The following is a 15735-nucleotide window of genomic DNA, read 5'->3' as shown; positions in this document are numbered from 1 at the left end:
CGCAGGAGACGCTGAGAACACAGATAAATAGGAGTTTCAGAGAGTTCTTGCCTAAGTCCTAACAACCAACAACTGACAACTGACAAAGCAATGAAAATTTTACAAATTGTTCCCTCAATTTCCCTAATTTACGGCGGCCCTAGCCAAATGGTACTAGGACTCGCCCCCGCATTAGCAAAAGAGGGAGTGAAAGTTACAATCCTGACGACTGATAGTAATGGGGATAGTGGTCAGAAACCTTTAGATGTTCCTTTAAATCGTCCCATTAAACAAGATGGGTATGAAATAATTTATTTTCGTTGCGCGCCATTTCGTCGTTACAAATTTTCTCTTGATTTATTACAATGGCTAAAACTTCATGCAGATGAATTTGATTTAGCCCATATTCATGCTCTTTTTTCTCCTATCAGTAGTGCTGCTGCTACTGTGTGCCGTCAACAAAAGTTACCTTATATTTTGCGTCCTTTAGGAACTCTTGATCCGGCTGATTTACGTAAGAAAAAACAATTAAAACGGCTTTATGTAGCAATTTTAGAACGTCAAAATTTAGCTGGTGCAGCAGCAATTCATTTTACTAGTGAGCAAGAAGCAAAAATCTCAGAAAGATTTGGAATAGCTACGCAAGATTTGGTAATTCCTTTGGGTGTTATACCCGCCCTAAGTAATGGAAAGACGGTGAGTGTAGTACGCAGTAAATTAGCAATACCTGAAGATGTGCCTTTGGTGCTGTTCATGTCGCGGATTGACCCGAAAAAGGGTTTAAATCTTCTGATTCCAGCCTTAGAAAAACTGCTAGCAGTCGGCTACAATTTTCATTTTGTTTTGGCTGGAACAAATCCCCAAGACCCAGATTATGAACAAAAGATAAGATTTGAAATTGAAAATTCACTTCTGCGATCGCACACTACGATTACTGGTTTTGTTAGTGGTGACTTAAAAGCTAGTTTATTGCAAGCTGCCGATTTATTTGTCTTACCTTCATACTATGAAAATTTTGGTATTGCCGTAGCTGAAGCTATGGTAGCAGGAGTACCTGTAGTCATCTCCGACCAAGTGCATATTTATCAACAGGTAATTGATAGTAATTCCGGGTGGGTGGGCGCAACAGATATACAAGAACTTGTAGAGTTAATCAAAGAAGCTTTGCAAAATCCTCAAGAACGCCAGCGGCGGGGATTAAATGCTCACAACTATGCATTGCAGCATTTTAGTTGGGATGCGATCGCTCGGCAAATAATTCAAGCTTATCAAAAAATTCTGGCAACCTAGTACCGCAAAGCGGAATTAAAAATTAAAAATGAATACAGCGAAAAGTTGCGGCTTGGGGTTTCCCCCAAGAGCAAACTTTTCAAGACAACGTAAACTTTTTATTGATTTGGAATGGGTAGTTTATTTACGCCGTCCTGTACTATTAAGAGTTCAATTATTTTTACTTATATACCTCTTTCCTTGGTGATACCAGTTATACCACTGCTTCACACTCAGTAGTGCCAACCAAAGAAGAATTAAAGCAAGTAATCCTCCTTGTCTAGGTGCATCGAAGGCAAAAAACACTAAAGCAATGCACAATGTATCTTGAAGAAAAACTGCCCACAATGGCAGGCCACGCAAGCGATAAAACCAGCCAACTTGAACTAGTTGAAGTACTAGAGCAAATAAACCCCCAATTAAGGCAATTAGCCAGTTTGGTGCAGTTGTTGCTGTGGCTACTGCTAACCCCATAATTGCTCCCACAAGGGGAGATAGTGATAACTGAATTAGTTGTAGTATTCTTTGCCCCCATAGCTTTTTTGAAGCCAATAATTCAACTAACGACCAACTGGTGAGGCAGCCTAATAAGAGTGACGGGGAAAGGTGAGATAAAATTGGGACTTGTGACCATAAATTACTGCCTTGTAACAGTCCAATGATCAATAGAGGTATGCCTATTCTCATTCCTGCTGCGGCAGATGCAGAAAGCGTGGCCAAGATTTCAATCATCACGGCACTGAGAGGGTTAATAAATAAGCCAATATTTGTTATTTATACTACCCACGACTTTTGAGAATAGCAGCACCAAACCATTGTTTTTGAACAAGACAATACTAAAAACATTTAGTCTCTTTATCTTTTTTTGACAATACACACTGATTTTGGAAAATTGAGCATAGGGAATTGGGAATTATTATCCTCCTCTGCTGCTGCCCAATCCCCAATTAATTTAAATACCCAACCTTTGATAGACATCTTCTAAATGCCGGAGATGTTGCTGAGGGTCAAAACATGCCTCAATATCTGCTGGCGATAACCTTTGGGCAACACGCGGATCTTTAGCGATCAAGTTGTGGAAGTCGCCTTCTGGTTTGTTCCAAGCGGCGTGCGCGTTTTCTTGGACGATCGCATAAGCTTCTTCTCGGCTGCTTCCCTTTTCTACTAAAGCGAGTAGCACTTTTTGGCTAAATACTACACCGCCATAGCAATTGAGATTTCTGACCATGTTATCTGGATAAACCAATAGGTTTTTCACCAATTCGGTTATTTCGATCAACATAAAGTGCGTCAAAATACAGGCATCCGGCAAGATTACCCGTTCTACAGAACTGTGAGAAATATCGCGCTCATGCCAAAGAGCAACATTTTCTAAGGCTGCACCTGCATGACTTCTCACCAATCGCGCCATTCCTGTCAGCCGTTCTGAACGGATGGGGTTCCGCTTGTGCGGCATTGCCGAGGAGCCTTTTTGACCTTTAGCAAAAAATTCTTCAACTTCTAAAACGTCTGTTTTTTGCAGATTGCGAATTTCCACAGCAAAGCGCTCAATAGATGCTGCTATTAAAGCTAATTGCTGTACATAGTCGGCGTGGCGATCGCGGGAAATCACTTGTGTTGAAGCCGTATCCGGTTGGAGTCCGAGTTTTTGGCAAGCGATCGCTTCTACACGGGGTTCAATATTGGCGTAGGTTCCCACCGCACCAGAAATTTTACCAACAGCAATAGTTTCGCGGAGAATTTTTAGGCGTTCTTGATGTCGCAACACTTCTGCCAACCACCCAGCCAGCTTAAAACCAAAGGTGATCGGTTCAGCGTGGATACCATGCGATCGACCAGCCATGACTGTATATCGATGTTCATGCGCCTTTTGGCGAATTGCCGAAATCAAATCTTCTAGGCGCTTTGATAACACATCGAGACTAGTGACCAATTGCAGCGCTAAAGCCGTATCTAGCACATCTGAACTAGTTAAACCCAAGTGAATATAGCGTCCGGCATCACCAACATATTCGTTAACATTCGTTAGGAATGCGATGACATCATGACGGACTTCAGCCTCAATTTCTAGTACCCGTTTGGGGTCAAAATTTGCCTTGGTCTTAATTTCCTCAACTGCATCAGATGGGATATAACCCAGTTGAGCTTGGGCTTCACAGACTGCAATCTCTACCTGTAGCCAGGTTTTTAATTTGTAAGATTCAGTCCACAGGTCGCCCATTTCGGGCAAAGTATAACGCTCAATCAACGTTCGCTGCTGAATACAACTGTCATATTCTACAGTTTAATTAGCTCAATATACGTGGCATCTTCCATACACCCTCATCAAAGTAACGATTCAACTGCTCTATAACCGCCTTCTATCCCGCCATTGTTTAAAGTACCCAATTCAGTGAGTGACTAAATGTGAGTTAGTTAAAGTTGATGGGGTGGACTACTAGTCGATGATTTAGAGATAATGATACTAATGTTACCGTCCGCTTCCATATTCAAAAGATTATTTATGGATTGCACTTGAAGGGTTCAGTCTACGGAGCTTTTTCAAAAACTAACTAATATTTTTATAGATTATGCTTAAACACAAACTGTTTGGTCGTAAAACATCACTTTCACTATTAATAACTATTAGTTTGAATACAATTTCTCTTTTACCAATCTCATCTTCATTAGCAGAAACATCCTCGGTTCCGCAGCCTTCAAAGGCTCCACTACAATTAGACTTATTAACTCAGCCAAATGGTGCTGTAATTACAGCTAACACTATTGATCTCAAAGGATTAACCACTCCTAGTTTATGGTGGGCACAACAAAACTCCGAGAACAAGCTGTTGGATAATTGGATAGCATATCCAGCTTCTGAGCAAGAACCTGGCCGAGTAGACCTGATCGTGAATCAGCAAATTTGGAGTTTATTAAACTACTTGGAGCGCTACAGTTTTGTAAATCGCTTAGGCAACCAAGTCAGAAAGGAAGGTTATAACGTTCGAGTTTTCAATTATCAGCAAGATATGTTGGCAACTTACACTTGTAACTTTAATACAAGTCCAACCTTATGCAATATTCAAATGAATGCTCAGAATATGGTAAGACTATTGCGACCCCTCTAAAAAATTGTCTGGGGCACGGGCTTTTCTCCAATGCTCACTAAGTCTTGATTTTAGCGAATAAAGACTCGTACTGCTTTGCCACTAATGGATTTAAGGGAAGCAAAAATTCACTTTTGGCAAAAATTTCATTATTATTTTGTAACAAATTTCGTAAAGGCTCCTGGATATCGGCAGCGACAATATTGGTAGAAATTGGTGAATTACTTTTAGTCAAAAGAGCAATTTGTTTAGCGATGTCTGGTTGCCAACAAAAATCAATCCATTGGGATGATAAATCACTTTTGGTAACACTTGTGGGACGAACCCACAAGTCTGCCCAGATTGCTGTTCCTGATTTAGGCACAAAGGCAGCAAGTTGCGGATAACGTCCTAAAACTGGTATTACATCGGATGACCAACCAACCGCCAGCCAAGTGTCACCAATAATTAGAGGTTCTAGGTAGGTATTGGAACTGTAGAACTTTACTTGTTGATTTAATGTTTTTAGTTCCTTTTCCAAGTCTGGTACTGTGTCCAGATTTTCTGTATTGTATGATTTTCCTAGTTTCTTTAAAACTAGACCAATTACTTCTCTTGGTTGATCTAACAATGAAATCCGCGATCGCAGTTCATCTCGCCATAAATCACCCCAATCCTGCGGTTTCCATCCTAACTTTTTAAATTTTTCACGGTCATAAATAATTACCGTACTACCCCAACGGTAAGGAGCAGCCCAAATTTTTCCCTGAGTATCTAGGTTGCCTTGCTCATTGCGCGTTACTAGTTTTTGCCATCTTTCATCCAAAGCAGACCAATGTTTTAACTGTTTGATCTCTGTTTCTTCTAGTGGCTGAATCAACTTCTGTTCAATTGCAGTTTTGAGCCAGTAATCTCCTAATGTTGCCAAATCAGCTATGGGAGTTTGAGATTGCCTAAATGGCACAAAACGACTCCAAACAGGTTCATTAGTGGTTTGTGGTTGCTTTTGCCAACTTTGCAATTGCTGAAATAAATTTTGTATTTGTTCAACTGGAGCAAACTTTAACTGCGCTTTTTGCTGTAAACTTTGGCGAAATTCATTAACCACCTGACCGGGAATAGAACCTTTTAATAGCTGTACATTCAGTTTTGTTTGGTTTTGACCACCACACCCAATCAGCAGTTGTGAAAGTACAAGTCCACCTGTAAATCGTAAAAAAGACCGTCGATCCATTAATTTGGGAATTGTAATTTTAGATTTGTGACTATACATCAGTTATGTGAACAATGATAATATTGGCTCTGTGTCCCCTGCGTCTCTGTAGTTAAATAAATTACTTCTAAACCACAGAGGCGCTGAGAACGCTGAGAAATAAACAAGAGATTTTATGAGTTAACTTTAAATAGCTGGAGAAATATATTAAAACTTGATTACAAATCTATCCCATTATATAAAAAAGCATTATCCCAAACATAATCAATTACTGTCCTGGCATCCTTTAAAGGAAGAACATGACAACATCCCTGGTCATCATGACTTAATAAAGGAATTTCAGGTGCTGTTTTGTCATTTGTGTTTACCTTGCCACAAATATCTTCTAAATTATTTAATGGCCCTTGGATATCAAAATTGATTGTCGTGCCCAGTTTATTCTCCATCCAAGTTTCTATGCAAGCATCTAATTGTTGAGGATTGAGTGGAATCGGGCTAGTGAGTAAGTGATAATACACAAGAATGATTTCTTTACACTCCTCTTCTTCAGCTAAATTGATGAACATTTGAAACACACTAACGTTATTAGCTAAATTTTTAAAAAATAGAGTTTCTGTGACATCTTTTTGAAATTTTATTTTTTTGTTTTTGTAATTAGTATATTGCTTAAAGGCAAATCCACCCAATGCGATCGTTAACGATAGAGTTGCGACTAGAACGGGCATCACATTGCGGACTTTATCTGGCTCTACATCTAATGATTCGATAAAAAATGGCACATTTAGTACCAATAAAATTGCAGCAAGCAGTAATAATAAGTTTGGTAACGCTCTTAATATGAGGGGAATTGCCGCACCAATGGCAGGAATCCCAAATAGTAACCGATCTTTCCAGGTCATACTCGTTACTACATTAGGAAAGAGCAAGTCAATATCTAGTTTAGGAATGTTTTTGTAGAAATAAACATACATTTTACCGGGAATAAATTTTAATGCGTTGATTTTAGCTTTCTTATTCCTAAAATAATCTGCTTCTTTAAATTTGACTAGCAATACAATTCGCTCAAAAATATCAATAATTTTTTCTTCCTGCCAAAAAAAGAATTTCTTGATCGAAATTTTCTTATTAGTGTCGCCCCGATAGTAGCAGATGAATCGATCAAATTCATCAAAATCAACTTGCGTTTTTAAATCAATCAGAGATTTTGTATCTAATGCTCGTTGTACAAGTGTTTGAGGTAAACAAATATAATTAGCTCTTTCTACAATATTGTTAAATGCATCAACCACTTTTAACTCCATTTCATCATATTGATCAAATGTTGGTGGAGTTATTGGTTGGATATCTGCGTTGGGGTTGAAGGGTATGTAGTTTTCCTTGATAGTTTCTAAAGTCTGATGGAAGCGAAAGTGGTAATATGCAGATAAAATTTGACAAAAATCTTTAAATGTTTCTGCCTCAACTCTATCTAACTTACCATCTTGTAGACAAAGTTTGATAATATCGGTGCGATTGTAAGGAATGAATGCTTCTCGGTTTTCGTGAACAGTCATGTTATGAGATCAATCAAAATCCAACTAATGAGTTTGCTAACAAATATAATGCACTCTTTCGTTTCTGAGCTACTAGTATCTTGAATTGTAATTCAAACAATCTTTAATTTATAATTAGCGATCGCTCTCATACAATAAAACAAAAAACCGGGAAACTTCAATGTCACCCGGTTTGTTTAAGCAATATCAAAACCTTCAGTTTTTAAGGAGCATTGCTATGCTTTGCCCCTATTTTTTGGCTAAATTAAACTTTAGCAGCTGCCTTGGTGATCATATCGAGTTCACCTTTAGCATACTTAGCTGCAAAATCTTCTAGAGAAACTTGCTTAATTTTGCTAGCATTGCCAGCGGTGCCAAATTGCTGATAGCGTTCAGCACATACCTTCTGCATGTATTTGATAGAAGGCTTGAGGAAGTGACGAGGGTCAAATTCCTTGGGATTAGCTGCCAAAGCTTCACGTACCGCAGCGGTGATTGCCAAACGGTTGTCGGTGTCAATATTTACTTTACGTACACCGCTCTTGATACCTTTTTGAATTTCTTCTACAGGTACACCGTAGGTTTCAGGAATAGCACCACCATATTGGTTAATTAGTGCCAACAAATCTTCAGGTACGGAAGAAGAACCGTGCATTACCAAGTGGGTGTTAGGCAAACGGCGGTGAATTTCTTCAATACGGCTGATTGCCAAAATTTCGCCAGTTGGCTTACGGGTAAACTTGTAAGCGCCGTGGCTGGTGCCAATAGCTACAGCCAAAGCATCTACTTGGGTTGCTTCGACGAAATCAACTGCTTGGTCGGGGTCAGTTAGTAGTTGAGAATGGTCGAGTGTACCTTCAAATCCGTGACCATCTTCAGCTTCACCAGCACCGGTTTCTAAAGAACCCAAGCAACCTAGCTCACCTTCAACACTGACACCCAAGGAGTGAGCTACGTTTACTACTTCACGAGTAACATTGACGTTATATTCAAAGCTGGCAGGTGTTTTAGCGTCAGCTTCCAATGAACCATCCATCATGACGCTGGTAAAGTTATTCTTAATTGCTGAGTAGCAAGTAGAAGGAGCATTACCATGATCTTGGTGCATGACAATGGGAATTTGAGGATAGGTTTCTACCGCTGCCAAAATTAGGTGGCGGAGAAAGTTTTCTCCTGCATAATTACGAGCGCCACGAGAAGCCTGCAAAATTACGGGGCTATCTGTTTCTGCCGCCGCCTTCATGATCGCCTGAATTTGCTCTAAATTGTTAACGTTGAAAGCTGGGATGCCGTAACCGTTTTCAGCAGCATGATCCAGAAGCAGCCGCATTGGTACAAGCGCCATAGATAGTCCTCCTAATGTTGTTGTCAGCTAATCGGTGTGAGAGAAGCGTAATAATTACGCTAAATCTTAAGAGTTTTTTCAACTTATAGGAAATTATAACTAGAGTAGTGTGCTTATGTTGAAAAAGTTTGCGCCATCACTAATCAAGATGCCTTATGCTTGAACTAAACTACTGTCAAGTGTGCTACGTCACACTGATCGGGTTTAGTAGCGTTTTTTGGTAACGTATTGTTGTAAATAGTCTACCATAAGCGATCGCTCTCCTCATCGTAAGCAAAATCAAAACAACTTTGACTAACTGCGATCGCATTTCTACGATTGTGAGTCTCAACTCAAATCAGGGTTATGGAAACCTTAAAAGATGCCTAGTAAATAGGCTTTAGCCAACTTAAGACTGTCAGGATCAGAAAGTAAAGAGTAAAAGGCAATTTCTTTTGACTTTTAACTTTCTGTTTTTGTTCAACTTCCCACAACAGGAGGTTTAATCTTGAGTAAATTGAAAGTTGGCATCAATGGATTTGGTCGGATTGGGCGACTTGTGTTGCGTGCTGGCATTGATAACCCCAATATCGAATTTGTAGGAATTAACGACTTAGTACCACCAGATAACCTCGCTTATTTATTTAAATACGATTCAACCCACGGTAAGCTGAAAAGCAAGGTTGAAGCGAAGGAAGATGGTATCGTTATTGATGGATATTTTATTCCTTGCATGTCAGTGAGGAATCCTGCGGAATTGCCTTGGGGACAGTTGGGTGTAGATTATGTCGTAGAATCTACGGGACTCTTCACTGGATATGAAGGGGCGGCAAACCACCTCAAAGCAGGTGCAAAGCGAGTTGTGATTTCTGCTCCTACTAAAGATCCAGATCGTATTCCGACTTTATTGATGGGTGTCAATCATGACTTATTCGACCCTAGCAAGGATCTAATCGTCTCTAATGCTAGCTGCACCACAAACTGTCTAGCTCCCATTGCTAAGGTCATCAATGATCACTTTGGGTTGACTGAAGGGTTGATGACTACAGTTCACGCCATGACTGCTACCCAGCCAACTGTAGACGGCCCCAGCAAGAAAGACTGGCGGGGTGGTCGAGGTGCAGCCCAGAATATTATTCCCTCCTCCACAGGTGCAGCTAAAGCCGTGGCGCTGGTTTTACCTGAGTTGAAGGGCAAATTAACTGGGATGGCATTTAGAGTTCCCACCCCTGATGTCTCTGTAGTTGATTTAACTTTCAAAACTGCCAAAGCTACAAGTTATCAAGAAATTTGTGCTGCGATGAAGCGGGCAGCGTCAGGAGCATTAGCAGGTATCTTGGGATACACAGATGAAGAAGTAGTTTCGACTGATTTTCAAGGCGATACCCACTCTAGTATCTTCGATGCGGGTGCTGGAATTGAATTGAACTCGAACTTCTTCAAGATAGTTGCTTGGTATGACAACGAATGGGGCTACTCAAATCGTGTAGTTGACTTGATGTTGTCGATGGCACAAAAAGAACAACTTGCAGTGGTTTGATCTATCAGAAAGTCAGGAGTAGAGACGCGATTAATCGCGTCTGTACAAGATTTAGGAGAAATAACACTTCGACAAGCTCAGTGCATCGCTGACGACTGACTGGGAATTTTGGGATTTGGGTAAATACCTTAAAAGTAGGATTGGATAAAGTATTTTTGCTTAACAAATTAGTGATATTAAACACATGTGATTTTGGATGTTTGAAGCTTCCAAATCGCAGGTTATGGGGGTAAAACCCCAGGCTTTTCCTCAAACCCTAAACCCCTAATCCTATGCGTCGAACCAAAATTATTTGTACTGTTGGGCCGGCTACATCTGCACCTGAACGCCTGCAAGCTTTGGTAGAAGCAGGCATGAATGTAGCGCGATTGAACTTTTCTCACGGAGCTTATGAATTTCACGCCCAAACTGCTCGGCATCTCAGACAAATTAGTGCTGAGCAGCAAAAGCCGATCGCGATTATGCAAGACTTGTGTGGCCCGAAGATTCGGTTGGGAACCTTACCACCGTCAGGGCTAACAGTCGAAGCTGGGGAGGAAGTCACTTTTGTGTTGCAAGAAAAGGGTGATAGCATCGACGAACTACCTCTACCCTTGCCGACTTTATTTGCAATGGTGCGACCAGGGGAACCGATTTTGATTAACGATGGTCGTGTCAAGTTGATTGTCACCGATCGCGATGCTGATAAAATTCGGGCCCTAGTCAAAATTGGTGGCGTAATTTCTACTCACAAAGGAGTGAATTTACCAGAAACTCCTTTACCTGTGAGTTCCATTACCGAAAAAGATTTGATGGATTTGCGTTTTGGCATTCAATTGGGTGTAGATTGGGTAGCGGTTTCATTTGTGCGATCGCCACAAGATTTAGAACCAGCCCAACGGATGATTGAAGCTGCTGGGGCTTCAATTCGCTTAATTGCCAAAATCGAAAGAGCAGAGGCGGTAGAGCAGTTTGACTCTATTCTCAATGTTGCCGACGCTATTATGATTGCCCGTGGCGATTTAGGGGTAGAAATGCCGATTCATGAAGTCCCTTTGATTCAAAAGGACATTATTCGCCGTTGTAATCAGGCTGGTAAGCCAGTAATTACAGCTACCCAAATGCTAGAGTCAATGATTGGCGCTCCTGATCCCACCCGTGCCGAGGCCACTGATGTAGCTAACTCAATTTTGGATGGTACAGATGCAGTCATGCTCTCTGGTGAAACTGCTGTGGGACAATATCCTACCGCCGCCGTCCAAGTCATGCACAATATTGCTGTGAGAACAGAACAGTCTTTAAATGAAGGCAGTAGACATGCGTGGTGTCATGATGCAGGCAGCCTCAGTGTCACAGAATCTGTAGCCGAAGCAGTATGCCGCATCGCTTATGAAACAGGCGCGCGAGCAATTCTATGTAACACTTCTTCAGGAAGTACAGCGAAAATGGTGTCTAAGTATCGTCCGACTACACCGATTATTGCCCTCACCCCTGATGAAACTGCTTACCGTCAACTTGCTCTGTCTTGGGGTGTTGAACCCTTGCTGATTCCGCCAGTCTACAATGCCGAAGAGATGTTTATGAATGTGGTAGACACAGTTGTAGAAATGGGTCTAGCGAATAACGGTGATAAAGTAGTCATTACCTCTGGTGTGCCAATTGGTAAATCGGGAACAACTAGTTTAATTAAAGTGCATTCAATTGGACAGCCAATTTTAGCGTGACGCATCTAGAATGAGGCTGTAACTCTGGACAGCAAGCAAAATTGGGCAATGATTAAGAAAAATTGCCAGAATCAGAATTGTAGGCACAAAAACGAGTTTCAAGAACAGGGAAATCAGTAAATTCTCAACCAACAAAAAATCCCGGAGTATTTTATGTCTAAAAATTTACTAGAACAATTGCGCCAAATGACTGTTGTGGTTGCAGATACGGGGGATATCCAAGCGATTGAGAAGTTCAAACCCCAAGATGCCACTACCAATCCTTCTCTGATTACCGCTGCGGCACAAATGCCAGAATATCAGGAGATTGTTGATCAAACTTTACTCCAAGCCAAAAAAGATGCGGGAGCCGGCGCAAGCCAAGCACAGATAGTTTCTTTGGCTTTTGACCGTTTGGCAGTTGCCTTTGGTTTGAAAATTTTGCAAATTATTCCCGGCCGCGTCTCTACAGAAGTAGATGCGCGTTTGTCTTTCGATACAGACGCTACCGTTACTAAGGCTAGAGAATTAATTGCCCAATACAAAGCCGCTGGAATTGGCCGCGATCGCGTGCTAATTAAAATTGCTACCACCTGGGAAGGCATTAAGGCTGCGGAAATCTTGGAGAAAGAAGGTATTCATTGTAACTTGACCTTATTGTTTGGTCTTCACCAAGCGATCGCCTGTGCCGAAGCTGGCGTTACCCTAATTTCTCCTTTTGTCGGACGGATTCTTGACTGGTACAAGAAAGACACCGGACGAGATAGCTATCCTTCTGCTGAAGATCCTGGTGTATTGTCCGTCACCACAATCTACAACTACTACAAAAAATTCGGCCATAAAACCGAAGTTATGGGAGCCAGTTTCCGCAACATTGGTGAAATTACTGAACTTGCAGGTTGTGATTTACTGACGATTTCTCCTGCGCTGTTGGCTGAATTACAAGCAACTATTGGCGAACTACCACGTAAACTCGATCCCGCCAAGGTAGCAAACTTGGAAATTGAAAAGATGTCTATTGACAAAGCTACCTTTGACAAGATGCACGCTGCTGACCGCATGGCATCTGACAAACTAGCAGAAGGCATCGACGGCTTCACCAAAGCATTAGTTTCTCTAGAGAAACTATTGGCAGAAAGGCTAAGTCGCCTAGAAGAAGCAGTAACCAGCCATTAAAATTTAGATTGCGATATTCATTGGTTAGTGGCCTAGTGGTTAGTAAAACAACTGGTCACTGACCACTAATAGGGATACATAAAGCTAATGGTGGATCAGTGGATCAGATCCCCGACTTCTTAAACAAGTCGAGGATCTCGCAACTCCTTAAAACTGAAAACTAATGACACAATGACACAGACTACAGTGAGTAATAAAACGACCGGCCACTGACCACTAAAGCGGCCAAGTTGGAGGCAAAGATTCATTAGGGGATCAAGAACTTAGAAGAGATATTGCGATAATAGATCAAGCTCATAATGTTTTGACAAAAAAGTAAGGTGATTATGGCAATCACATTAGATAAAGCTGCATCTAGGAAGATGACTCTTGAAGAGTTCTTCAATTATGACGATGGTACAGATGCAATATATGAGTTTGAAGATGGGGAATTGCTTCTGATGACAGCGGAGAGTGAGATAAATCGACGAATTGCCATGTTTATCCTTGTTTGCCTTGTGCAACTGGGTATTCCATCTTCTCAACTGTCGATGAAAACGGAAATTGTGACTACTGGTTTACGGGTGCGCGTTCCTGATTTGGTGGTGTTTTCTGAGGAGTTGGTGACTGTGATGGAGGGGGCTAAACGATCTACGGTGATGCCAGAGATGCCACCCCCATTATTGGTGGTTGAGGTGGTGAGTCAGTGCGTTGCGCGGTTTCCGCGCGTTGAAGCAACTGACGAACCCGTAAGGGTGAGTCCAAATCAGAGCAGTCGTGATTATCGCTATAAGCGATCTGAGTATGGAGCGCGGGGTATTGCTGAGTATTGGATCGTTGATCCGATACAAGAGCGAGTGACGGTTCTGGAATGGATAGAGGGTTTTTATGAGGAGAAGGTGTATGTAGGAGATAATGCGATCGTTTCGCCTGTATTTGCTGATCTCAAGTTGACTGCTGCTCAAGTTTTGCAAGGGTAAGATACTATAAAAACTTTCATAATTTATTTATATATAAAACAAAGCTATACAGATTTTTTACAGGATATTCTAAATGCAATTTAGTGAAGTTGAGTCTTTTATCAACGGTATCAATTTTATAAAGGACAACTTTTCTAAGACTAGATAAAAGTTAAAAAATAGGGAAGTTTTTTACTTTGTAGCAAGTAACATGGAAACTTCCCTTCAAGACGGTGGTAGCTTTAAAACCTATGCTAATCATAGTTTTCAGCTTGATTTTAACCGTATTTAATTAAACATCAATCATTAAAACCGCTGCCAATTATACATTAATCTTCCATGACGATCGCGCACAAGTTCCCATTGTCCATGACGATAGCGTTGTCCAGAATAATTTATAGAACGATAGCGTCTTCGATAATAATGTTGTCGATTCCGCCCCCGTCTATAATAATTGCGTCGAGTTCCCCGTCTATAATGTTGTCGATTCCGCCCCCGTCTGTGTCTATAATGATGTCGTCTATTCCGTCGTTGAGTTAGTAAAAGCTCGCCATTTGTACCCTCAACTAAATTTGTTTCTGACTCATTAGGAACATTATTCAGACTACTATCCTTGGCTTGAGCTAAAGCAGGCGGATAGGTAAAGGCTAATAGTAGCAACACGATTGAGGATAGCTTTTTGAAACCTTTCACGTTTTTGCTTTTCCTAGACTATTGGTAATAAGTTTATTAATTACTTGAAACTGGTAATTATGTAGTTCAGAGTTTACAAACGTAAGTAATACAAAAGTATGAAAGTACTCATATTGAATGCCGGATCAAGCAGCCAAAAAAGTTGTTTGTATGAAATTGCCGATGATGCTCTTCCTAACGAAGCACTACAACCTCTTTGGGAAGGAAAAGTTAACTGGACTCAAGATCGGGGTGTGGCAGAAATTAAAGTAAAAACAGCCACAGGTGAAACACTGCAAGAATCAATTTATGGTGATTCTCGCCGCGCCCATGTCGCTTATATGCTTTATACTCTCAGTCGCGGCGCTACCAAGGTCATTGGTCAATTATCAGAAATCGATGTGGTAGGACATCGTGTGGTTCACGGTGGATTGGATTATCGAAATAGTGTGATAGTTAATGAGGATGTGAAAAAAGCGATCGCTCGTTTGTCTAATCTGGCTCCGGCTCATAATCCAGCCGCATTAGAAGGGATAGAAGCGATTGAACAAAGCTTAGGAGAAGTCACCCAAGTAGCAGTCTTTGACACAGGATTTCATGCCAGTCTACCTGATGCCGCAGCCATTTATCCCGGCCCCTATGAATGGGTAGAGCAAGGTATTCGCCGCTACGGATTTCATGGTATTAGTCACCAATATTGTTCTAGTCGTGCTGCTGACATTCTTGGTAGAGATTTAACATCTCTGCGATTAATCACTTGTCATCTAGGTAATGGTTGCTCTTTGGCAGCAATTAAAAACGGTCGCAGCATTGATACAACTATGGGATTCACACCCTTAGATGGATTGATGATGGGCAGTCGTTGTGGTTCTATCGATCCAGGTATTTTAATTTACTTATTGCGGCAATCTAATTATTCTGCCGAAAGTCTTGATTATTTACTAAATAAAGCTTCTGGGTTACGGGGAATTTCTGGAGTCTCTAGCGATTTGCCTCAAGTCATGGAAGCGATCGCCCAAGGTAATTATCGCGCTCAACTGGCTTGGGATATTTTCGTACATCGCTTGCGTTCTGGCATTGGTGCTATGCTGACCAGTCTGGGGGGATTAGATGCTTTGGTATTTACCGCTGGGATTGGTGAAAAATCTCCAGGAATTCGCCAAGCCGCCTGTGAAGCTTTAGGATTTTTGAATCTGAAAATTGACCCGGAAAAAAATCAGCACCATCCTGTGGATGAGGATATAACTACGCCAGATTCAGCAGTGCGGGTATTGGTAATTCGTACTCAAGAAGATTGGGCGATCGCTCAACAATGTTGGCAACTTTTGAAAAGATAAATTTGATA

General features: G+C 41.2%; 13 protein-coding genes. 7 read left to right on the top strand and 6 right to left on the bottom strand.

The window, feature by feature from the left end; translation table 11 throughout:
* Positions 1 to 90 precede the first annotated feature (90 nt).
* Complete coding sequence (hpsP, locus tag I8751_RS02040) at positions 91 to 1269, top strand: hormogonium polysaccharide biosynthesis glycosyltransferase HpsP (RefSeq protein ID WP_214437493.1); 1179 nt, start codon at positions 91 to 93, stop codon at positions 1267 to 1269.
* Positions 1270 to 1419: 150 nt separating this feature from the next.
* Here the strand turns inward: hpsP and I8751_RS02035 are convergent, their stop codons facing one another.
* Complete coding sequence (locus I8751_RS02035) at positions 1420 to 1980, bottom strand: DUF4126 domain-containing protein (RefSeq protein WP_214437492.1); 561 nt, start codon at positions 1978 to 1980, stop codon at positions 1420 to 1422.
* A gap of 220 nt (positions 1981 to 2200) precedes the next feature.
* Entirely contained in the window at positions 2201 to 3496 is a 1296-nt protein-coding gene (gene purB / locus I8751_RS02030) for an adenylosuccinate lyase (RefSeq protein WP_214437491.1), read from the bottom strand.
* A gap of 322 nt (positions 3497 to 3818) precedes the next feature.
* Between purB and I8751_RS02025 the strand changes: the two genes are divergently transcribed.
* Entirely contained in the window at positions 3819 to 4355 is a 537-nt protein-coding gene (locus I8751_RS02025; protein ID WP_214437490.1) for a hypothetical protein, read from the top strand.
* 37 nt (positions 4356 to 4392) lie between these two features.
* Here the strand turns inward: I8751_RS02025 and I8751_RS02020 are convergent, their stop codons facing one another.
* From I8751_RS02020 to fba, 3 genes are all read right to left on the bottom strand, one after another.
* A complete protein-coding gene (locus I8751_RS02020; protein WP_214437489.1) occupies positions 4393 to 5547 on the bottom strand; it encodes an extracellular solute-binding protein in 1155 nt (384 codons plus the stop codon).
* Positions 5548 to 5744: 197 nt separating this feature from the next.
* A complete protein-coding gene (locus I8751_RS02015; RefSeq protein WP_214437488.1) occupies positions 5745 to 7079 on the bottom strand; it encodes a TMEM143 family protein in 1335 nt (444 codons plus the stop codon).
* A gap of 244 nt (positions 7080 to 7323) precedes the next feature.
* Entirely contained in the window at positions 7324 to 8403 is a 1080-nt protein-coding gene (fba, locus tag I8751_RS02010; protein ID WP_214437487.1) for a class II fructose-bisphosphate aldolase, read from the bottom strand.
* 487 nt (positions 8404 to 8890) lie between these two features.
* Here fba and gap point away from each other — a divergent pair, with 487 nt between their 5' ends.
* From gap to I8751_RS01990, 4 genes are all read left to right on the top strand, one after another.
* A complete protein-coding gene (gene gap, locus I8751_RS02005) occupies positions 8891 to 9922 on the top strand; it encodes a type I glyceraldehyde-3-phosphate dehydrogenase (RefSeq protein ID WP_214437486.1) in 1032 nt (343 codons plus the stop codon).
* 272 nt (positions 9923 to 10194) lie between these two features.
* Positions 10195 to 11625 (top strand): pyruvate kinase, encoded by a 1431-nt coding sequence (gene pyk / locus I8751_RS02000; protein WP_214437485.1) that lies wholly within the window; start codon positions 10195 to 10197, stop codon positions 11623 to 11625.
* A gap of 153 nt (positions 11626 to 11778) precedes the next feature.
* Positions 11779 to 12780: a transaldolase gene (locus tag I8751_RS01995; protein WP_214437484.1), complete on the top strand. Its 1002-nt coding sequence runs from the start codon at positions 11779 to 11781 to the stop codon at positions 12778 to 12780.
* A 326-nt stretch (positions 12781 to 13106) separates the two neighbouring features.
* Positions 13107 to 13739, top strand: coding sequence for a Uma2 family endonuclease (locus I8751_RS01990; protein WP_214437483.1), 633 nt, complete (start codon positions 13107 to 13109; stop codon positions 13737 to 13739).
* Between the two features lie 285 nt (positions 13740 to 14024).
* On the opposite strand, the gene I8751_RS01985 is transcribed toward I8751_RS01990, so the two are convergent.
* On the bottom strand, positions 14025 to 14411 hold the full coding sequence (locus I8751_RS01985) for a hypothetical protein (protein WP_214437482.1): 387 nt from the start codon (positions 14409 to 14411) through the stop codon (positions 14025 to 14027).
* A 98-nt stretch (positions 14412 to 14509) separates the two neighbouring features.
* Between I8751_RS01985 and I8751_RS01980 the strand changes: the two genes are divergently transcribed.
* Positions 14510 to 15727, top strand: a complete 1218-nt coding sequence (locus I8751_RS01980) for an acetate kinase (protein ID WP_214437481.1) — start codon at positions 14510 to 14512, stop codon at positions 15725 to 15727.
* Positions 15728 to 15735 lie beyond the last annotated feature (8 nt).

This window comes from Atlanticothrix silvestris CENA357 (assembly GCF_016056295.1).
Classification (GTDB): domain Bacteria; phylum Cyanobacteriota; class Cyanobacteriia; order Cyanobacteriales; family Nostocaceae; genus Atlanticothrix; species Atlanticothrix silvestris.
The sequence above is the reverse complement of the archived record's forward strand: the minus strand, read 5'-3'. Positions and strand labels throughout refer to the sequence as shown.